Source organism: Pigmentibacter ruber (assembly GCF_009792895.1).
Taxonomy (GTDB): Bacteria; Bdellovibrionota_B; Oligoflexia; order Silvanigrellales; family Silvanigrellaceae; genus Silvanigrella; species Silvanigrella rubra.
In genome coordinates, this window is the sequence record NZ_WSSC01000001.1 from 384673 (window position 1) to 406931 (window position 22259).

Here is a 22259-nt window from a genome sequence, read left to right on the forward strand (position 1 = left end):
TTTACATATTTTTAGTTTTGTTATTATTTTGTTCTATTGCTTTTAAAGCCTCTTCAACTTTTTTTTCATTTTCAGTAATTTCTTTAATTTTGTCATCAAGGGACTTTAAGGTTTTTTCTTGTTTTTCTTCCCTTTCTTTTTTAATTTTCATTCGGCTTGTATAGGTAACAACTTCTGATTGCAGAGTATAAATATCATCTTCAAGTTCATTAATTTGCGAAGTTAATGACTCGTTATTGGCAAAAACACTACAAGGAATAATGACGAAGGTAGGGAGAAGAAATTTTACTAATTTTTTCATATATGATTAAACCTATAGCAAATTATAAATAACCAACAAATATTTAAGTAACTATTTAATTAAATTTTGTCAATTTAGAAAAATAAAAAAATATTTTTGACTAATTAATAAATTTTAAATATAAAAATAAATTAATGTGTATTTAATATGCAAAATCACATTTTATATTGATTTTCATTTCAAAAGTGAGTTTTTATGGTTCAAAAATTGAATTATTTATTAGCATTTGCATCTCTATTTTGCATTTATGAAACAAATGCTAATGAAACAAGCATGAAAAGATCGAAGCGCAGTGTTGTGTGGAATAATCATGAAGAAAAATTTAGCAGTTTATTTTCAAATAATAGCTCAATATGCTTAATAGCTAACAACAATAATTTATTATGTTACAATCTGCATTCTGATCCAAATAAATTACCACCCAATACACAAAAATTAATAGGTCAATACAAAACAGCAGCCGCTGGGGAAAAACATTATTGTGCAATTGGTTTGAATGATTCCGCTATTTATTGTTGGGGTAATAATGAAGAAGGGCAGCTTGGTACTGGCGATCAACAAAATTCTTTCTTCCCAGTCAAAGTATATTCTTCTGAGTTATTTACTAACTTAGCAGTTGGCAAAAATAATTCCTATGCTTTAGACAATAGCGGTAAGGTATGGGGTTGGGGCAGTAATCAATTTGGACAACTTGGTTATGCTAACTTAGAACTTCCTTCTTACTATCCTTCACAAATTAGTTCAGATGAAGATGAATATTTTGCCATTTCAGCTGGAAATGATTATTTTTGTGCAATTGAAAATGAAGGTGAAGATTCCTCTGGAAAGTTTGGACAAATTTATTGTTACGGTAAAAATTTTACAGAACAAGAAAATGATGATTATCCTGAATACAATCCCTTAATTTTAAAAGGAATGGGTGCAAACCATTATTATGCGGTATCATCCGCAGTTAATCACACATGCGCCATAAATAAACAAAGGAAAATTGAATGCTGGGGTGAGAATAAGTTTGGTCAATTAGGCGTAAATCCAAATGTAAAAAAGTATTCTGATGTTTCCGTTTTAGTTACCCACCCAACCGATAGCGAATTTAATAATAGTCAATTCAAAAGTATAGTAACAACCCCAAATGCAACTTGTGGGACAACAGATACAAATAAAACATATTGCTTTGGCGATAATACTTTTGGCCAACTTGGCTATAAATTAGGGAATGAAGCCATTAAAGAAGAAAATGGTTTTCGTTATTCTATTCAATATTTGCCAAAGCAATTTGATAAAAATTCAGATATCATAAATAAAAGTTATGTAAGTTTAGCAGGAAATTCCAGAACATTATGTGGACTAACTCAACAGCAAGAATTAGAATGTTGGGGCTTTACAGAAAAAAATTACTTTAAAGAAATTAGTTTAGGTGATGATTTTTACTGTGGATTAAGCTTAAAAGGCACTCGCGCACTTTGTGGAAGTGCTAAAAAAAGTAATGATAATCATTTAACCCATCCTTGGAACACAACAGTTCAGTTTCCTTGGGTAAGTAAAGAAGAATTCATTCAAGTAAGTTCTGGTGAATTTGCGGTATGTGGAATAACTGGTGAAAATGCAAATAATACTTACTGTGCATTTAATAAAAAAACTCCATTATTTGCAGAAAAATTTAAATTTAAAAAAGTAAATTTACCAAATTCAAGTTTAAAAATAGCAGTAGGAGATAGCCATGTTTGCGCTATTCAAAAAGATAATGGACAAATTTATTGCTCAGGAAATAACGCATTTGGACAATTAGGAATAGGGTCATTTCGCTCTACAAAATATGCAGTAGAATTTAAACCAATTATAAATCCATTAAAAATTCAATTTAAAGATCTCGCATTAAGTGGCAGAACGACTTGTGGATTGTCTGTTTCAAATGAAATTTATTGTTTTGGCTCCAATGAATTTGGTGAGATGGGTTCTACCTTAATAGCTTCTATGTCTAAAACAACACTTCATAAAATAAAAGATTTAAAACTAAAAACCATAGTCGCAGGAAACAAACATTTTTGTGGTGTAACCTTAGACGAAACTGTAAATAAAAATAAATTATACTGCTGGGGAGAGAACTCTTTTGGTCAAGTAGGAAAACAAAATATTGCAGACCCTTATCAAAATAACAGTATCCATTTACCTTATGAAGTACCCGAAACTCAGAATGTAGTTAGTGTTACAACAAGTGAGCATACTACCTGTTTCTTAAACAAAAATAATGAAACCTATTGTTTTGGTAAAGACTTGGAAAATGTCTTTGAAGAAAGATCTTTAGCTTTTTTAAACCACATGCCATATCAAGTGCAAAAAAATAATTCTTACACTTCAATTTCTTTAGGAAAGAAAATGGCATGCGGTATTTTAAAAACAGATAAAACAATAAATTGTTGGGGTATTAAAAATTAATTTTCAAAGGAGTTGAAAATGCGAAAAAAAATATATCATTTATTGCTAGGGATAGCATTTGTATCATGTAATAAAAACTCGGAACAAAATGTTCAAGAGTACGAAAATAATAAAGTAAATGCAATTAGCAGTTATTCTGCAAATAGTTCATTTCAAAATATTTCAAGTATAGATAAAATAAGCAAAGAACAAATTGATTACAGAACAAAAAACTGTCCTATCACACACTCTAATTTAACTTCTGAGTTAGGAACTTTAATTAAAGACTTTAAGCAAGAAAATTTATTGAGTGTCGAAAACAGAAATACAATTCCTATTTTTAAAATTTTAGAACAAACTAGCGCATTAGTTTCTGATAAGGCATCAAATATAACTTCAATTCATGGTTGTTACTATCCTGAAATTTATTTAACCAATGCACTGATGATGAATGTACTTCAGCAAATTCCATTTACCCCTTTCAATCAAGAAAATTTAAATATTACAAATGATTCTGCTGATGATTCTTTTGAACAAACAAACTGGCGTGACCTTGAGCAACTAAAAAATAGTCGTTTTGCAAAACTAAATGGCTTAATTCGTTCTGCAACAATTGCAAGAAAAGTAACTACAGTAGAAAAAGCAACTTTAAATAGTGCAAATAAATTAAAAGCAAAAGTAGATGGTGCAGATGTTTATTTGTTTGATACTGGAGAAATACAACAAAAAGAAACTTATTATGCAAATACATTAACACTTGCTAATTCATTACTAGCTATAGGTTATTATGAACGCGCTCATTTTCGTTGGGATGGAAGTTTTTCGGCAAATGAATTAAACATGCCTGTGAATATGCCAAATGAAAATTTGCAAAATATCATTGATAAAATTTATTTAGGAAATTCATCAAGTACTAATAATTTAGTTCCTTTAAAGTATGTCATTGCTTATGATTTACTTATGGCAAATAAATATGCCAACGAAGCTACTGAGCTAGATTATAAAAATACTTCATTTTGTGATGGCAAAAATATTTCTTCCCACCTAATTCCTGTTTGTGCAGAAGCAAAAAAAATACAAGCCAAAGCCTATGATGTTGACTTAAAACGTCTTATCTGTACGTCTGGAAAAGAAATTGAAACACCAATTACTAAAGAAGACTATTTAAATAATTATTTTTGGGAAGAAGCTGTTTGCGTTGATTATCTAGAAACAAATCCTAGCTTAAAAAATATGCATTTAAAAGCAAATGGAGAATCTTATCATTCTTTAAATTATGGGTACTTAAATCCCTTAAAGCTAGATGAAAAGTTAAATTCTTTTCAAAAAACATTCCAAAATATCAAACAAAGGCTCGATCAAATTCGTTTTATTGAAAAAATTGATTTTGGAAATAAGCAAGTTGAACTTTCTAACGCCGTTGTTAATTTAAAAGCAGAAAAAGAGTTGCTATTAAAACAACAAAATAAAGTCAGAGAAGAAATTACCTTAGCTGAATTCAATAAACAAACTTCAGAAATTATTGCAGAATCTTATAAAGAAGAAAAAAAGAATTTAGAAATAGAGCAAAGTAATTTATTTAGAAATTATGTCACGCAACATTCAAGCTTGAAGTCGTTAGAAAAGCTAAAAGGAATTTTAGATAGATACGAAAACGATAAATCAACAGCAATTAACAATTATAAAATAGAATATTGCGGTTCGACTGATGTTAATGCTTGTCATGGCGGAAGATATGGACTACAAAATAGGCTAATTAATGAAAGAATGATTACTGTAAAAAATGATTGGACAAACGAATGTCTTAAAGACGCGCAATCATTAAGTAATATTTATCGACAAATTGGTAAAACTGGTTGTGATATTAAAAATATTATGCCTAATATGCATGGGAAAAGCGAAAATGAAATTTATAACGCTTTACAGGCAGGATTAAAAAATAATCCAAATATCACTCCAACCTGTCAAGCAGCTGTAATTGCAGAGTCTCGTACTCAAATTCGGAATAAAAAATTAGATGATTTTTTAAGAAATTTTAAACCAGGGAAAGAATGTAAAGCTATTTATAAAACCGTAAGTAGGCGTTGCGACGTTCGAGATAGAGGTGCTTGTACTGGAGGAACTAGTTACGTATATGATAGAGATGAATGCAAAGATAATGTTGAAAAATTTCGCGATTTAATAAATGAACTAGGTCTTGATAGATCAAAATTAACAGAAAACAATAGCACTGAAAGTATTCATTCTTACTTTTCAACGTTAAGGGTAGACTCATCTCAAACTGAAGCAATGCTTAAAATGCATGCGGATAAAATATTGTTAGAACGAGTATTAGAATTATCCGAATCCAGCAAAGATCAACTTATTCAATCGCAAGATGGCTTTTGTGCAAATCGTTTATCGGAAATGGAAAATGGAATTCGTCCACAATTTGATAGATTGTTGCAAGTACGTTCTGAGTTTGAACAATTGCAAATGCAAAGATTACAAATTACAAAATCTATCAATGACGATCAAATTGAATTCGACAGGGTTGTTAACGAAAAACGGGTGCAATTAGCCGATCAAATTCAAAGTTTACAGCAAACAAATAAAAATCTAGCAAAACAATTAGGCTTAAGCCAAAGTTTTGAACAGTTAGTTGCAAGTAAAGCTCAAGATTTAATTTCTTCCGAATTTGCCTTTGCAAATTTTTATTCTAATAATTTAAATGCTTTTTATTATTATCCAATTAAAAGTATTGATTTAAAAATAAAGTCACAAGAAACACAAAATTTAGCCGCAAAAACAAATGTCATTATTGCGCAACAAAATTTAGAAATTAATAAAAAACAAATTGAAAATAATGATATTTCCATTTTGCAAACAGAACAAAAAGTTAAATCGCATGATTTAACAAAATATCTTATTACTTCTTTAAAAGTAAATACAAATAGCTTTCAAAATGAGCTTGAATATCTAAAAGATTTAAATGAATTATCTAGACAAATGGTATTTGTCGCATCAAATAGATTGTTACAAATGAATCCCAACTATACCTTAGACTTTAACGTGTTATACGACCTTTCAAAAGTTAAAGTGTTTTGTAGTTATCTTGCTAGTTTTGAAGATGGTTTGGTTTGTTTAAATTATTTAAAGAGCTTAAAAGAAAACTTTGACTTTAGAACTGAAAAAAAGTTTGCAAAAATTAAAAAGGGCATGACTTTTAAAATTTACTCTTCTGAATTGAGAAAAACTAAAGATGATGACGATGATGAAGTAACAGAATTGCAACAACATAAAGATAATTTGTTACTCAATGAATTAAACGAATCGGGAAGAATGCTTGTTAATATTGATGAGCAGTTTTTAATTGACAAAGGATTCTTCCCAAGAAAGTTTGTTGATGAATATTATCGTGCAAGAATTTTAGGAATGACAGTAAATATTATTCAGAAAAACCTAAAAAACAAAAAATATATAGACATGCCTTTTGATGAAACAGAGAGCATTGCTTATGTCTTACATGATGGTTTAAATGCAGAAAAATCTGCTGATTTATTTCAATGCAATAGCAATTATTCAACATTTTCACAAAAAATGTACGATCGGTTTATGCATGTGTTAAATAATAATCCAAATAAACTAAAAAATTATAGCAGATCAATGAAATATTTATTTTCTGCTGAACAATTGCAAAATATCATGTGCACAAATGTCTTTGCTATTCACACAAAAGGAATTACAAAAGACAATTCTCAGTTGAAATATGTTAATGCAAAGAATGAACTAACATCAATTTCCTTATTCAATAAAGATAAAGATATTAATTCGCAATCAAAATCAATTTTAAAAGTTGCAAGCTTTGATTGGATAGAAAATTTGAAAGATGATCCAACCAGTTCTCCTGCACCAAGTGAAGTGTTTTGGCAGCCATTAACAGGTCATATGACTGATACTTTGACCCAAAATTTTCAAATTGGTAACTTAACAAGACAAATTTACGAATGTATTAATTCTTCTTCATTAGATTCGTCAAATTGTACTATAGCAAATAATACGGTTTATAAGTCATTTGCAGGCTTTCCTTTGTTAGGTAAGTATACGTTTGTATATGCGCAGCATGAAAAAGATAAAATTAAAAATTTAAAAAGAACACCAGATAAGCAAAGTTCCATTGAAGGAATTGAAATCGATATTATTTATTCAGAATAACAACGATACACGCCCTTTTTAGAGAAAGGGCTTTTTTAATTTCAAGGACGAATATGCAAAAATTAAATAATTATATTAAATTTATTATTCTTATTTTATTCTCACATTTATATTCAAATATAGCATTTGCTGAAGTATTTTCAGCACCTACTCTATCAAAACCATCAGCTCCTGGTACTTTTGGGGCGAGGCAATTAGATTGGACTGTTAGCGATTTAGGTGAAGTTGGTTATAGCATTCCTATTGCAGCTCCTGCATTAAAACAATTAAGCATGAATTTAAGTCTCAATTACTCACCAACGCATGCCTATGGTGATGCTGGAGCGTTTTGGAATTTTTCTTTAATGAAAGTTTCTTTAGATTTAAAAAGAGGACAAACACAATTTTTAACCCGTAATTTATGTACGCAGTCAATGGCAGACAATTTAAATATTAATGGGACAAAATTAATACCACAGTCTCCAGGTGTTTGGATGACTTCTTTAAATTCAGGAAGAGATATATTAAAATGCCATGAAAATGGATTTGTTTTTTATAAATCTACAGGGGATATTTTTCATTTTGGTTTGACTCCAGAAGCTATCAGTATGACTGCGAGTGGGGAAGCCATTGAATGGTTAATAAGTAAACACTCTACTTTCCGTGGTAAACAAGAAATATTTTATGAATACGAAAAGCCAACAGGCCAACCTACTGAATTTGGTTTAAGTAATACAAACATTCCAAATTTGTATGCAAAGCCAATGTTAAAAAGAATTTACTCAGATGATGTTGAGCTACAAATTCAATATCAAGAAAATACTTTTAAAAATTTGCATTTTTATGGTGGCATTCCACAAATTTTATTTGGTAGAGTTTCTGAAATTTCTGCATTAAAAAATACTCATTTATTACGCAAATATGTTTTTCAATATGAAGATTCTGCAAAAGTCGCCTTTCCTAGACTTTATTCCATGCAAGAATTCGGTAGTGATGGAAAAAGTGCCTATCCAAAAACAATTTTTAGCTATCGAGGAAGTAACTCAACTGTTAGTAATGAATTAAGCAGCGTGAATGAAAAGTTTGATAGATCTTTTCCAAGCTTTTCAGACAACTATTTTAAATTTGCAGATTTACTAAGCACAGGTAAATCACAAATGTTATATCAGGCAGGCAGTGATTCATTTTGGTTAACTTCATTTGACCCTACTAAAGTTTTTGCCGCAGAAGCAAATGGAGGACTGGTAACTACCCAAAAAATAAAAGTAAGACTAGAAGCATATACTCAATACAGTAAAAATTTAAAAGATTTGCAGTTTGTGGACTTAATGGGAACAGGAACGACTGATATTTATAGTTCCAATGGCGCCAATCCTATTATTTTATTAAATGACCGAAAATTTAATGAAAAAGGCGAATTGATTTTTAAACGCTATGCGCGACTCAGTCGCGATGACTACGATTTTATCAGACAATGTGGTTTAGACCCTAGAAAGTGGAAAACTTTAAATTTAACTGGACAAGGGCGGAGTGATTTTCTTTGTATCGGTAATAAAAATGCCTTTATTTTAATAAATAAAGGAATGAAATTAGTTGATGCTAAAGAAAATAGGTATGAAATAATCACAAAAAGATTAAAAGTTAAATTAGATTATAACTTGCAATCAACGCTTCAAGATGACTACGCAATTGTTGATTGGAATGCCGATGGACTTTCTGATTTGCTTATTAATCATGGAAATAGTATTTATTTATTACTTAATACAGGTAATTTTGCAAAAGGTGAAAATCAAAGTAGCTTTTTTGAAAAAGTAAACTTAGGACTATACCGTTACCTTGGCGGTATCAAAGCTTCAAAAATGCTTATTGGTGATTTTACTGGTACAGGCTTACCAAGTATTAATTTTAAACATAGCCGTTTTTTAATTAATCACGGTTTAGGAAAACCCTTAACAGAAATATACATTGAAAATATTAAAAAATTTAATCCAGAATATGCTGCTGTTGTCCAGTTAACAGGAACTGGCAAGCAACAAATTTTTGCTGCCACACCTGCTACACACGGTAACGCAATTATTGAACTTGCGAGTCGTTCCTTTCCAAATCATTTGCACTCAGTGGTTAGTGCAGATGGTAGATTTTTAAGCTTTAACTACACATCTTCTGTGTTAGAAAATCAAGAAGCAATTACAACAGAACAAGATGTTGAAGTGAAACAGCTTGAAATGCAACAACCTATCATGCCTGTTGTCTTGCCTTTACTAAAACAAATAGGTTTCTCAGATGGGATTAACCCCACAAGAATGACTCGTTATGCATATCGCTTGCCTAGATTTGATAGTTACTTAAATAAGTATCTAGGTTTTTCACTGGTAAGAAAACAAAATGTTGGTGATGAAACGCAATTAGGTACCTTACAAGAAAAAAGATTTTTATCAGGTGTACGCTTAAGTGAAGTTGAAAAATTCTCTGGATTTGTTGATTATCGCTTACAATCTGAAAAAAATGTGATTCAACATGAAATGTTGCAGCAATGTTTAAATCCATCTTTAACTGCTGAAAATACTCAATGGTGTACTGACTTAGCTGGTTTTTCTTATTATCAAAAATCTGGTGCGGCTTTAGATTCTATTTCTTTTGCGACAGGGTTAATTAATACCAAAGAAAATTATACATTAGAAAATAATAATTTTGATTTAAGATTTTTTTCTGCAAGTGAATATCCAAGTAATCCTTCTTTGCAAGATAAAAAACCAGAATTGGCAAATGTTTTAAATATTACTGAAGAATCAGAAAAAAGTGGTGAAAATTATTTAACTTATCAAAAAATACATAGTAAAGTAACGCATGTCTATGATGAACTTGGTAGACTTATTACAACGCAACAAAAAAATTCTTCATTGCTTAATGGGGAAGATAAAGTTACTAATTACACTTATTTTTGTCCGCTATCGCACCCAGAAAATTTAAAAATATATTGTGATCAAGTTTCTTTAGAACAGGTATCTTCTTCACTTGGAAATGTAAAAACAATTACTAAAAAAATTGAATATGATTTTCAAACAGGCTTGCCGATTGAAAATTGGGAAGCCAATCAAGCTGGTGATTTAGTTTTACAAGAATCTGCAACTTATGACCAATTTGGTCGTCTCACAAAATTAAAACAAGAAACAGGTGAATATTCTATATTTCATTGGAATAATTCTAATGGAAATTTAAACAGTATCCAAACACATAATGATATCACAACTGAGGCACAATATAATGAATTTGGTAATATAGTTAAATTATCTAATTCTAAAAATAATATTTCAGAGTTTATATATGATAGTTTTGGAAGAGTTGTTTCTTATAGTAAAAATCAAGCCAGCGAACCACAGTTAAAAATTGTGCATATAGCACAGAAGTCTTGGGATATTTTTATAAATTGGTTAAAGAAAGTATTTGGATTAGGTGGAGCAGGTAATAATAATCAATTAAACACTGATAATTCAACGCATATTTTTGAAAAATATGAATATGCATTTCCTAAATTAGAGTTTCAAAATGGTTTAACACTAGAAGAAAATTTAGAACACATTAATGAATTTGATAAATTGTTGCCGCAATTTACAACAGCTTCATCTTTTACTGAACAAACGGTTGGAAAGTTTAGTAACCATAAGGTGAATCCAGGGTATATAAATACTTATCGCAGAAATAGCATAGATCAAGAACTAACATTAGTTGCAAAAAATTGGCTTTCAGGTGCAGATGAAGTTTTGTATTCAGCATCTAAAATAGGTGTTGATAGATTTTCTCTAGCAAATAAAGCAAGTATAAATTCTTTAGGAAAAGTTTATAAAGAATATTTAAATTCTGAAATTAGTTTCCAAAATGTTTTAGCCAATGAATTGCCAAATAAAAATACATTTAAAGTTAAATCAATTTACGAATTTTATGCCAATGGGGAAATTAAAAATCAAGAGTTTGATGAAGGAATTAAACAAAGTTTCAACCAAGGTGTGGACTATGTTGAATCTATCTCTCCTGAAGGAAGAAGAACAAAAACAATATTAAATGATATTGGGCAAGTTGTAACGAAACAAATTGGTTTAGACAATCAAGGGAATGTAAGTAATGAAACATTGATTACAAATGTAACCTATGATGCTTTAAGTCGAATTATAAAAGTTACTAATAACGATGGTTTAATTGCTGAACAGCTTTATGCCGCAAATAATAAAGTTATTGCACAAACAAATAACTTTTTAGGTGTGTCACAATTTTTCTATGACAATTTTGGTCGCTTAACACAAAATGCAATTTGTCCAGTTGGTACAAATATTGGCAATTGTAATATGCTTGAATCTTCTATTCTTTACAAACAATTTAACTACGATGGATTAGGAAATTTAGTTAAAGAAGAACACACTCGGTTTGAAAGAGCAAAAGGAACGCATGCCAAAGAAGTTATTGAATATACTTATGGATCATTAAAAAATAAAAATAGAGCTGAAGATATTGGTTTACCAATAATAATAAAAATAAATTCAATAAATGAATTAGGGCAAAATGAAAGTATAAGAAATTATGCTTATAATAGTGAAGGTCAAATTTCAACTGATGAATTAGAATTGTTTCTTTATAAAACAAAAGGCTCTCCAACTGGTTTAATTAAAGAAAGAAAAAGTATAAGTGTTTATCAATCTTATCAAGTATCAGATTTTGCTGGAAATGTAGTACAGTTAAAATCAAGAGGTGGTTTTTCTAGAGAACATTTAAATAAATTGGAAGACAAATACTTTACTGGTTATGCCGTCCAATATTTAAATGGAATTTCACAAATTGATAAATTAAGTTTCCTTAAAGATGGAAAAGAACAAAGTGTCCCTATTCAAGGTTTAAATTATGATTCTGAAGGCTACTTAAGTACTGTTTATTTAGAAAATAATTTAAAATTAAAATCTTGCTGGCACAAAAGGAAAGAAATTCCAATTGCGTTTTGGGCTGGTAAAGCTACTGAAAACGTAGATAATTTATGTAATGAAACAAATACAGCTAACAGCGGATATTTTCATACCCGTTGGAAATATAATAATGATTTATTTCCAATAGAAACGAAAGACTTTTCTACATTTGTAGATAAATCTATTTCATTAGCTGGCAATTCAAAGTTTACTTATGACCAACAAGGGCGCTTAAAATCAAGTGAAGGATTTACTAATAATTCAATTGGTTGGGGTAAAATTGATTATGCATATTCCGTTGGTGGAAAAATAGAGAAAATTGTTAGATCTGGAAATTTTGTTAAGGATAGATTGAGTGACGGTTTTGATACTCTAGAAGAAAATTATCATTATTCAAACCAAAAGCAGCTTGGTGTATTACAGTCAGTAACATCTAGATCAGGAAATCAATCTGCAATTTCAAAATTTTCCCATGATGCCATTGGTTATCGTGAATTTGGTGTTTCTCCAACTCTTGCCGTTTTTACAAAAAGCAAAAATAGTAATCAAACTGAGGAAAACTGGACTAATCCACAACAAATTCCAATGCAAAAATATGCTTGGAGTGGACGCGGACAATTATCAGGAGTTTTTTCTGCATTTGAAAATAGTAAAAATCAGATTGAAGCAGCTGAATTGCTTAATTTAAAAATGAGCGATGAAAAGGGCAATCAACTTGCAGAGTTTGATTCTGTTACGTTGAATGAAATTCTTGCTTCAGATAGTAAGAAAAAAACTTACGAAACCGAAATTACGAAGTTGCCAAGAAATGTTCAATTTTCTAATGGAATTAGTTTTGAACGAGATGAAATTCATTTTGATATCCAAGTGGGTAGTTTTGCTTCATTAAGATTAATTACAAGATATCCAGCACTAAATGCAACAAATCCTGAATCTTTAAGTAAACAAGAAATGCAAACAAGAAAAGAACTTGTTTTAAAAGATTTAGTGGGAAGTGTTACTCAGGTTTTAGATATCGGTTCACATAAAATTATTGAAAAAAATGCCAGCGAACCTTTTGGTTTGAATAGAGGAATTCCTTTATTAACGAATAATGTTTTAAATCAATTTCAAACAGATAATAAAAGAGCTGAAACCCAATTATATTTAAATCCACAAAGTAATATGCGGGAAAATTGGGATACAAAATCTTATGAAATAATTAATTTAGATAGTTTAAATGATATTGATAAACAAGGTATGCGCGGCTCAAAATCCTTTGCAAAAGGGATATTTTCTGCATCTACTGGATTACACAATATGGGTGTGCGTGCTTACGATCCTGCGCGTGGATTGTGGTTATCTCCTGATTTATTTATTGGCCAAAATTTTGATTTAATGTTTGAAAGAGTTAAAGAAGCCAATTTATTTCAATATGCTGGAAACAATCCTATTGCATTTAATGATCCGAGTGGGAAATTAAGTTGGGACAATTTAAAAGATAAATTCAAAGATGCGGCAAGCGGAAAAGTAAGTGGGCGTGGTCATGATATGTCCAAAAACCCAGGAAATTCAGGCGGGCTTGGAGGTAAGAATAACTTTTCGAGTAGTAATTTTAAAGGCTCTCAAAGAACATCCCTAAAATCCAATTCTTTGTTTAACAATTTAAATAATTCTGTAAAAAAATATGGATTAGATTTATCAAATATCGCAGAAAGACTAAATTCTGCCATTAGTAGTCCTGAGATGGGGTTGTGTGCTGGACTTACTGTAGGAGGTTTCTCAGCATTTGTAATAGGGGGGGTATTAACTGGAGGTTCGATATTAGCAGCTCCGCCGACGTCGGGTATTTCATTATTAGCAACTCCTTCTACAGCTTCAATGACTGGTGCAGGGTTAGGTACTGCAACTCTTGGCCTTGGGTGTATGACTGGGATATTACTGAATGCGGCGACTGGAAGTGCTTCTGATAATTCATCTGGAGATAAACCAGCATCTACACCAGTGGGTAGAAGAGGAAATCCTATTGAAGTTGCTGATGGTACTAATAAACCGACTAGTATAGATGGCATCGATTATTCTGGGCACGCATTAGATAGAATGCAAGGAAGAGGTGTTCCTCCATCTGTGGTTAAAGATGTAATTCAAAATGGTGTTAAAAAACCAGCTAGAAATGGAGCTACGCAAAATATTAATGATCAAGTTGAAGCTTTTACAAATACAGAAGGAAAAGTTATTACAGTAATTCCAAAATGAGAAGGTAATTTCATGGGCTTAAGATATAAAATTTTATCTGATTCATCTTCGGTAACAATAGAAAGTTGTAATGATTTTACTAGTGAAGATGAAGTAACAAAATATTTTTTACAATTTACAATTTGCGAATTTAAAGGTTCTTTGTATTTTTATGATTTTAAAAACGAATTTTTAGAATATATTTCAAATGTAAGAAAAAATTTAACTACAAATTTTTTTAATTTGTCATATAAAAATTTCGAGGAAATTCTTTTAATTAAAATGGAATTAAATAATTCAAATAAGGTAATTTGTTCTGGTTATATCAGATCAGAAATAGATAATAATATTTCGCTTAAATATGAGTTAATTTTGGATTTAGGATCAATTATTGTTGAATATAATTGAGGTTTTAGCAAATTTTTTTTAATATATACAAGTAATTTTTTAAATTCATTTGTATTTTAATATAATACTTATAATTTTGTGGAAGTAGTGAATTATTCAGTACAACATGATAAGAAAAAATTATGCTAAATATTTTGTAAGAATAAATTCTAATGAAATAGATAAGTCAGATATATGTGGAACTAAAAATCAAATTACTATTTTAATTAATTTGATAAATGATTTAAATAAAAATTGTTCATGGTATTTATTTGATATTCGGACATATCCTGAAGGTTGGCTCGAAATATCTAAAAATACAGGACCAATTTATTTTTGTAATTCAAGTGATTTGATATCAAAATTAGAAGATAGATATCAATTTATTTTTGGAATTTTTATTTGTATTGAAAGTAATAAAAAAATTGAAAAATGGACAAGACTATTTGATTCTGAAGAAAATTTAATTCCAGATCTTGAATACGGATTTCTTGAAATTAGACCCTTTGATGGTTCATATTATGAAATATATTCAAATGATTTTGAAGTAATAAAAATTTACGCTAAACAATTTAATGTAGAAATTGAAATTTTAGTAGTTGATTAAATATTAAATAACTAATTTGAATTAAGTTTAGCAACACCAGAATTACAATTAGCACATATAGGAATTTATACTAGTTCTATTGCAATTGGTTGTATGGCGAATGTTTTGTTTAATGAAGCTTCTGGGGAGATGGTCCTAAAAGTAGTGCTCCAGGATCACAAAGAAATCCTGATGTACCCGATAAAGCTTATGATGTATTAGAAACGGTTAAAAAACAAAATGGTGCGCCACCTAAAATTCATAAATCTCATAATTTTCAAAATAAAGATGCTAAACTTCCAGAAGGAGACTACAAAATTTATGATGTAAATCCAAAGCCATCAAATGGAATTAAGAGAGACTCGGAAAAAATAGTTATAGATTCTAAAACTGGAAAAACACATTATACAAAAGATCACTATGATTCCTTTACGCCTATTAATTAAAAGAGGTTAATTAATGATAACAAAAGTTAAATTTTTTAAAAATAATAAAAAGGAAAAAGTTAAGAATAATCTTTATAAAAAAAAGAAATTTGAATTTTTCATTGATGGAAATTTTGTAAATAATAAATTAGATCTTTTTGAATATTTTAAAGAAGTTTTTGATTTACCAGTATATATGGGAAAAAATTGGGATGGATTAGTTGATTTTATGTCAGACCTAAGTTGGTTTGAAAAAGAAAAAATCACTGTTTATATTTCTAATATTGAAAAATTTTTAAGTAAAGATTCACAAGAAAATAAAGATATTTTTTATGATATTTTAATTAACGCTATTAAAAATTGTTATCCAGAAGATACATATGAAGATGACGATTTATGCACTTTAAATTTTATTTTTAATTTAAATTTAGAAAATGAAAATTTTTTTAATCAATTATTTAAAAAGTTTAATATTGAAGAAAAAAATATAATGGAAATCTAAACTTTTATAAGGGAAGGGGCTTACGTAGATCCAAAAATAGGATACAAAGAATGCTTTCACCCATAATAATAAAAATCCTCATTCGCATGTGAATGATTTAAAAGGGATTAGATTAGATATAAATGGTTTAAAAGTTCCTAAAGATTCACTTGGGGCTCACTTACCTATAGGGTTGGAATAAATATGGATGATTTAAGTTGTTTTCATGATTCAATATTAAATAAGATTGAAATTATTTGGGAAAAAGGGGAATTAATATTATTCTTAAATATTTTTGAAAATAATCCAAAAGAATGTCAAATTATTTTCAAAAATTTTAATGACTTAATAATTTCTAGAAATTTAGAATGGGGATTAAGTGATCAAATTAATGAAATTAAATATTTTGAGTGTAGTGATAAATTAATTGAATTTAATATCGAAGTGCAAAGTGGTGATAATTTTATTTTTAAATGTGAACATTTCATTTTGAATAAATTTGAATGAATTTTAGATGTAGATAAATAAATTGAAGCTTTTACAAATACAGAAGGAGAAGTAATAACAGTGATTCCAAAATGAGAAGGTAATTTCATAGGCTTAAAATATGAAATTTATCAGATTCATCTTCAGTAAACTATAGATAGTCGGAATGATTTTAGTAGTTAAGATGAAGTTACTGTCGATGTTGGCTATGCAAATATTACAAGTACAGCGGAACATCCATATTATGTTGTAGGTGAAGGTTATACTCCAGCATTTCTTCTTACCCCCGGGAAGCAACTAGTCACTACTTCTGGTAGTACTCATTATGTTATTGGTGCAAAATTTAAACGCCAAAAACAAATGGTATATAATTTTGAGGTTGAAGATCATCATAATTATTTTGTATCGAATGATGGGTATTTGGTTCATAATGCTTGTTCAGGAGTTCCGAAGAAGCAAAAAAATGCACCTCCTAATCCAGCACCAGAAGCAAATGGAGCACCTCACTCCATAATTGAAAAACCAGGTGCGCAGGGACAATACACAACTCATTTTGGTGATGGAACTTGGAAACAGTATAGGGGTTCTGGCAAAGATCATGGTGATGTCCCAAGACCTAACATAAAAGAAGCTTTAAAATTTAATCAGAACCCTAAAACAGGAGAATTACACCTTCATAAGCCTACTTATAGAAAACCTAATCCAGGAGAATACCCTAAGTAATGAAAAATAAAATTGAATTTAAAGATTTTGACTTATGGAAAAGTATAAATAAATTTATGGATGTAAATGATTATTTAACTACTATAATTGATCACTATAAAATTCCATCGGATTTCTTAATTTTTTTTAGTGACCTTATTTTCCCAGAATTTATAATTATTGATGAAATGATTTTTCTAAAAAATCATTTTAAAGAAGAATACTTCAATAGATTATTAAAAGAAAAAACTTCATGTAGTGAAATTGAATATTGGATGAATTTAGTATTAATTTCATCTTATTTTCCAGAATCAGATGAATTTATTGACCATGCATTGTTTTTAGCTGAAAAACTAAAAAAGAGTATTGATTTAAAACTAAAAAATGATTTTCCAAACAAAATGTTTTCTGTTGATTTTACTTATGATCAAGATAATGGAGATGTATTATTCACTTTTTATCAAAAATAAAAATTATTTAATATAAAATATAAGGTTCCAATAAGAAAATTTGTATTACTGATAAATTCATTTTTAAAGATACATTTACAAAAATAGAATGAACTATTGTATTCTTATTATATCAATCAGAATAATGTACATTTAAAAAGGAGCAAGAAAAATAGAAAGTACTAATAGGAATAAAAAAAATTCTGAAAAATACACAAGTATAGAAGTATTTGCTAAAGGAAAATTTTGGACGAATAACTATTTTATTAGTAGAAAGTAAATTAACACAGAGTTTCGTTTTGATTGCTAAGTGAACTAGGAGTTCACTTAGTAGCTTGATGATATTTAAAATATAAAGGTTATTATATTTATTTTAAAATACAGAGATAATTTCATAGATTTAAAGTTTAAAATTATATCGGACACATCTTCAGTTACAATTGAAAGTTGTCATAATTGTTGCAAAAATAATGAAATAACAAAAAAAATTACTGGGTTTACATATACTGAAGGTAATGGCGGTATTAATCGGCAGGTACATGCTGTTAGAATTATGGATTCTACAAAGCCCAAAGGTGTAAGTCCTGGATATCCAAATGGTTATGTAAAATATCAAAATAATGCTTCGCCTAAACCGCAAGGAGTAGATCCTATAACTGGAAAAGTTATACCTAATAAAATTAATCATTTTCCCTTATAGAGTGATTTTTTGAATTAATGGTATAAGCATAAATTTTTGACTTTATTTAAAGAATGGATGGTAATGTTAAGTAATGTAGAAATGTTTCTTACTCCATTTGAGAATCAATCTATTACACAAACTTGTATGGTTTATAATTATATCGAATTGTTTTGTGATGAAATTTCTATTTCTATATTCAATAAATTTAGTATTAAAGATAAAGAAAATAATATTGTAAATTTATTTGATATCCACGGTAAAGTAATTAAAAAAATTGAGATCGATGAGATATTAAAGCTATTTCAGATATATATCTTTAATGATATTATATTATCTGTTGATTTTTCAAGTAAATCTAGTAATTCTTTATATGCTATTAATATCGTGTTGAAAAATAGTGAATCAATAGCCTTCTGAGCATAAAATAATCTTACTTTAGTTCAAGAAGCTTAAAAAATATGGTTGCTATTTTTAAGCTTCATTTCTTCTAAATTAATTCAATTTTGAATTTTATTTAGAATATATTATTTGAAATGAGAATAATTTTTATAGTATTTATAAATTAGGTATGAAATTTTAAGAAATTTTTTTTATTAATCTATAATAAAAACCTTTAATAAATGCCTAATTATTTTTTTTGTTTATAATGTTTTCTAATTTCATTTACTATGCTATCTATAATTGTCCTTGTTATTTGAGGGGTAAATTAATATGAATAGTAATGAAGATATGTTTCTTATTCGATTTGAGAACCAAACTATTACAAATACTTGTATGGTATTAGATTACATACAATTGGCTTGTACAGATATTTCTATATCAATATTTAACAAGTATATTATTAAATGCAAAGGCGAAGAAATTTCTGATTTATCTTCTATTCATGGTAAAGTAATTAAAAGAATTGAAATTGATGATAAATTAAATTTATTTCTAATTTATATTCATGATGATATGCAGTTATTGGTTGATATTTCTGATGATGCTTATTCATTTCCAGAAGCTATTAATATTACATTAAGTAATTATGAAATGATGGTTTTATAGAAATTTAAAATGAGGTTCTACTTTTAAAGATAATTATATATTTTATTTTGAAATTAAGAATATGTTTTATTGAATTATTTTTAAAAATGAAATAACAAGAAAATATGTAATTTAATTTTTTGGATGAAGGAATTTATAGAACTAAAATTTAATTTGAATGAGTTTATGGAGAAAAACAGATTAAATTTAAATGAATTATTGAAAATAATAAAAAAATAAATCATAGATTATTCGTTCCTAATAAGTAAAGTCAAAATATATTGAAAGGTTTTTTATGATTACTATCCCTGAGATTTTTCTTGAAAAATCTTTTTCGTTATCATCTATTGGAGTATGAAATTTAGCATGGAAAAGAAAAGATATACTAAATTTTATTAAAGATGATTGTTTAATTGAAAAATATATATTAGGAGTTGATGTTTTAGAAATTATTAATAATGTTGATATACAACATACTTATGATAGTTTCTCGATTGATAGAATAGATTCTGAAAATTATTTTGATTTTATTGTAAGATCTAAATTAGAATGCGAGATATTTATTTTGAATTATAATGAGAATAATAGGAATATTATTTATGCTCTAATTTTAAGCGAACCAATTCCTGTTGATTTAGATATATAATTAATAATATAAAAAATTAAAAATATATACTTGTTAACAGTAAAAAGGAATCGATTTAATGTATTTTAAAGATCTTTTTTCAATAATTTATATGAATTTTACTACTTTTAAGCATAAACAATATGACAAGACAAGAAATTATTACTAGTCTAGAAAAAGTTGGCTTGGTTCCGAAAGGTAAAGAAATAGGGCCTTGGATAGATTTTTGTAAAAAATCACTATTAGATTCCGGAATTAAAAGACCTCCTGTAAAAGCAAAAATTCATCCGCCAGATCAAAGTAAAACTACAAATTTTCATCATTTACATATATATGATGCAAAAGGAAATTCATTGAGTAAGGACTTGATAAAAGTAAAGTACGATACTTTAGAAGCCCATATCCCTATTAAACAACCTTAATAAAAGCGGAAACTAATATGAAGAAAATAAATGATTTAAATAATTTGGATATTAAAAAAATATCATTTGCAGATTCTACAGTAAATAAATATATAAATGATGTAGAAAATAAAAGGCTATATTTCAAAGTAGAAAATGCTTATTATGAAAACTTAATAGATGGTAAAATAGTTAGAATAGATAATGTTGAATTCTGGCTAAGTAATTGGGATAAAATTGAATCAAAACATAAAGTCGAGGAATATGTTAGGAATGAAAAAGGTAAATATGATTGGATTAAAACTAATACTATAGAGTTAGGAAATGAATTTTTTACAGAAATTTTAGATTACAACTTAAATGATGAATATCTTGAATTTAAAGGTCCAACAGATGATGGGTTTGGAGAATTAAGACTCTACAATGTAAAAAATATTAAAATTCATGTTTGTGAAGATGAGCAAGAAGATAAAGAATATTTTGAAAGAATAAAAGCTTTATACTTTAATGATTAAATATTTGCAGAATTATTCTTTTATTAATAAAAAAATTGAATGAGGAAATTTTCTTATTTAAATATTTCCTCATTATTTATTAAAAATAAATATGTTTATTGTATATTTAAAAAAAATAAAAAATAATTTATTGAACTAGAATAAATATATATTTTTAAATAATGTAATATAAGTTAAACATGATATTGAGCTTAAAGTGATTTGTTGATTGTGGTTAAATAGGACTCCAAATGAAAGTTAGATGTAAGTATAATACTATTGATGATATAGTTGATCAAAATATTCGAAATAAATTGCTGCAAAATAAAGTAGATGGTATTAATCTTGAAAAAAATAAGGAATATAATGTATATGGTTTAACAGTATTTAAAGGACAAATGTACTTTTTAATTTTTCCTTATGATGATTTGTTTATTCCATATACTTATTTGACATACTTTTTTGAAGTTATAGATCCAAGAATGTCTAAATATTTTAGATTTTATAGTAGTTTTGATAGTCATGAAATTAACTCGAAAGAGTGGATAGAAGACGAATATTATTATGAAAAAATATTAGATGATTACTATGAAGAAATAGAAAAATATCGAGAATATAAAAAATTAATTGACACTGAATTTCCAAATTTAAGAATGCAATTACTGGAAATAAAAAATAATATTTCGTATTTTTCGAATCAATTTGGAAATATTGCTGGTATTGTTAATTATTTAAACTTAGAAAAAAATAAATGGTATGATGTTTGTATAGAATTTATCAATCCTTTAGAGCTATATGTAAATTATTTTATAAACGATGATATAGATTTAAAAAGTATTGTTGATGAAGATATGCTCATAATGAATTTAAAAATTGAAGAATTTAATGATGAATTTTTTAATGATGTATTTATTACAAATTTAATATGCTATTTTAACGGAAGTAAAATTAAAATTCCTATTATCCCATATCATGAGGAAATAAAAAAAGGCGATTATATTAGAATTAAATATAAAACTAATTTTATTAAAATTAATATATTAGATGAATAGTTAGAAATAATATAAATATTTTTGTAAATAATAATCTTAGAAATGGGTTTTTAATTAATAAGAAATAATAATGTATTTTGATGTAGTTAAATTTTATATCATTTAAACCAAACATACATTTAGAAATAGAATTTAATTTGAAAATAGTAATTGCATGTTGAAACAAAATGAACTAGCAAAAATATTTGTTAGAGAGAATAAAGTAATTGAAAATTTTTATTTTATTATTTACTTAATGGAGTAAAAGTTAAAAAATGATAAATTATATAGAGTTAATTAAAATTTACTGGTCTTATAAAGAAACTTATTTTTTGAATAAAATTCCAGAAATTGCGTGTGAGGCAGTTATTAACGGAGAAAATCATCCAGCTATTCTTGAATTGGCTTCATTGTGAAATCCTGATATTCCAG

The 22259-nt window shown here is 27.8% G+C and carries 17 protein-coding genes and 2 pseudogenes; 18 read left to right on the forward strand and 1 reads right to left on the reverse strand.

Annotation, left to right across the window (positions count from 1 at the left end; translation table 11 throughout):
- Nucleotide 1: 1 nt before the first annotated feature.
- On the reverse strand, nucleotides 2-301 hold the full coding sequence (locus tag GOY08_RS01665; RefSeq protein WP_158996824.1) for a hypothetical protein: 300 nt from the start codon (nucleotides 299-301) through the stop codon (nucleotides 2-4).
- Between the two features lie 195 nt (nucleotides 302-496).
- On the opposite strand from GOY08_RS01665, the gene GOY08_RS01670 reads away from it, so the two are divergent.
- The 18 genes and pseudogenes from GOY08_RS01670 to GOY08_RS01755 all read left to right on the forward strand — a co-directional run bounded on the left by GOY08_RS01670 (nucleotide 497) and on the right by GOY08_RS01755 (nucleotide 22243).
- The gene (locus tag GOY08_RS01670) at nucleotides 497-2737 is read left to right on the forward strand and encodes an RCC1 domain-containing protein (protein ID WP_158996825.1); all 2241 of its coding nucleotides are present in this window, start codon (nucleotides 497-499) and stop codon (nucleotides 2735-2737) included.
- 18 nt (nucleotides 2738-2755) lie between these two features.
- Nucleotides 2756-6910 carry a hypothetical protein gene (locus tag GOY08_RS01675; protein ID WP_158996826.1) on the forward strand — a complete coding sequence of 1385 codons (4155 nt, stop codon included), beginning with the start codon at nucleotides 2756-2758 and terminating at the stop codon, nucleotides 6908-6910.
- Nucleotides 6911-6963: 53 nt separating this feature from the next.
- Nucleotides 6964-14073, forward strand: a complete 7110-nt coding sequence (locus GOY08_RS01680; protein ID WP_158996827.1) for an RHS repeat-associated core domain-containing protein — start codon at nucleotides 6964-6966, stop codon at nucleotides 14071-14073.
- Nucleotides 14074-14085: 12 nt separating this feature from the next.
- Entirely contained in the window at nucleotides 14086-14460 is a 375-nt protein-coding gene (locus GOY08_RS01685) for a hypothetical protein (RefSeq protein WP_158996828.1), read from the forward strand.
- A gap of 106 nt (nucleotides 14461-14566) precedes the next feature.
- Nucleotides 14567-15046, forward strand: coding sequence for a hypothetical protein (locus GOY08_RS01690; protein ID WP_158996829.1), 480 nt, complete (start codon nucleotides 14567-14569; stop codon nucleotides 15044-15046).
- Nucleotides 15047-15222: 176 nt separating this feature from the next.
- Nucleotides 15223-15471: pseudogene (locus GOY08_RS15705) on the forward strand (ribonuclease domain-containing protein); the annotation flags it as partial.
- 13 nt (nucleotides 15472-15484) lie between these two features.
- On the forward strand, nucleotides 15485-15952 hold the full coding sequence (locus tag GOY08_RS01700) for a barstar family protein (protein WP_158996830.1): 468 nt from the start codon (nucleotides 15485-15487) through the stop codon (nucleotides 15950-15952).
- A 183-nt stretch (nucleotides 15953-16135) separates the two neighbouring features.
- Nucleotides 16136-16438 (forward strand): hypothetical protein, encoded by a 303-nt coding sequence (locus GOY08_RS01705; protein ID WP_158996831.1) that lies wholly within the window; start codon nucleotides 16136-16138, stop codon nucleotides 16436-16438.
- Between the two features lie 195 nt (nucleotides 16439-16633).
- The gene (locus GOY08_RS01710) at nucleotides 16634-17140 is read left to right on the forward strand and encodes a polymorphic toxin-type HINT domain-containing protein (protein ID WP_235899652.1); all 507 of its coding nucleotides are present in this window, start codon (nucleotides 16634-16636) and stop codon (nucleotides 17138-17140) included.
- Entirely contained in the window at nucleotides 17140-17589 is a 450-nt protein-coding gene (locus GOY08_RS01715; RefSeq protein WP_158996832.1) for a hypothetical protein, read from the forward strand. Before GOY08_RS01710 ends, GOY08_RS01715 begins: the two co-directional genes overlap by 1 nt.
- A 532-nt stretch (nucleotides 17590-18121) precedes the next feature.
- Entirely contained in the window at nucleotides 18122-18268 is a 147-nt protein-coding gene (locus tag GOY08_RS01720; protein WP_158996833.1) for a hypothetical protein, read from the forward strand.
- Between the two features lie 63 nt (nucleotides 18269-18331).
- Complete coding sequence (locus GOY08_RS01725) at nucleotides 18332-18667, forward strand: hypothetical protein (protein WP_158996834.1); 336 nt, start codon at nucleotides 18332-18334, stop codon at nucleotides 18665-18667.
- A gap of 294 nt (nucleotides 18668-18961) precedes the next feature.
- Entirely contained in the window at nucleotides 18962-19297 is a 336-nt protein-coding gene (locus GOY08_RS01730) for a hypothetical protein (protein WP_158996835.1), read from the forward strand.
- A 352-nt stretch (nucleotides 19298-19649) separates the two neighbouring features.
- Nucleotides 19650-19922, forward strand: a pseudogene (locus GOY08_RS15710) (hypothetical protein); the annotation flags it as partial.
- 122 nt (nucleotides 19923-20044) lie between these two features.
- On the forward strand, nucleotides 20045-20323 hold the full coding sequence (locus tag GOY08_RS01740) for a hypothetical protein (RefSeq protein ID WP_158996836.1): 279 nt from the start codon (nucleotides 20045-20047) through the stop codon (nucleotides 20321-20323).
- Between the two features lie 17 nt (nucleotides 20324-20340).
- Nucleotides 20341-20817 carry a hypothetical protein gene (locus GOY08_RS01745; protein ID WP_158996837.1) on the forward strand — a complete coding sequence of 159 codons (477 nt, stop codon included), beginning with the start codon at nucleotides 20341-20343 and terminating at the stop codon, nucleotides 20815-20817.
- A 230-nt stretch (nucleotides 20818-21047) separates the two neighbouring features.
- Complete coding sequence (locus GOY08_RS01750; RefSeq protein ID WP_158996838.1) at nucleotides 21048-21848, forward strand: hypothetical protein; 801 nt, start codon at nucleotides 21048-21050, stop codon at nucleotides 21846-21848.
- Between the two features lie 254 nt (nucleotides 21849-22102).
- Nucleotides 22103-22243: a hypothetical protein gene (locus GOY08_RS01755; RefSeq protein WP_158996839.1), complete on the forward strand. Its 141-nt coding sequence runs from the start codon at nucleotides 22103-22105 to the stop codon at nucleotides 22241-22243.
- Nucleotides 22244-22259: the final 16 nt, after the last annotated feature.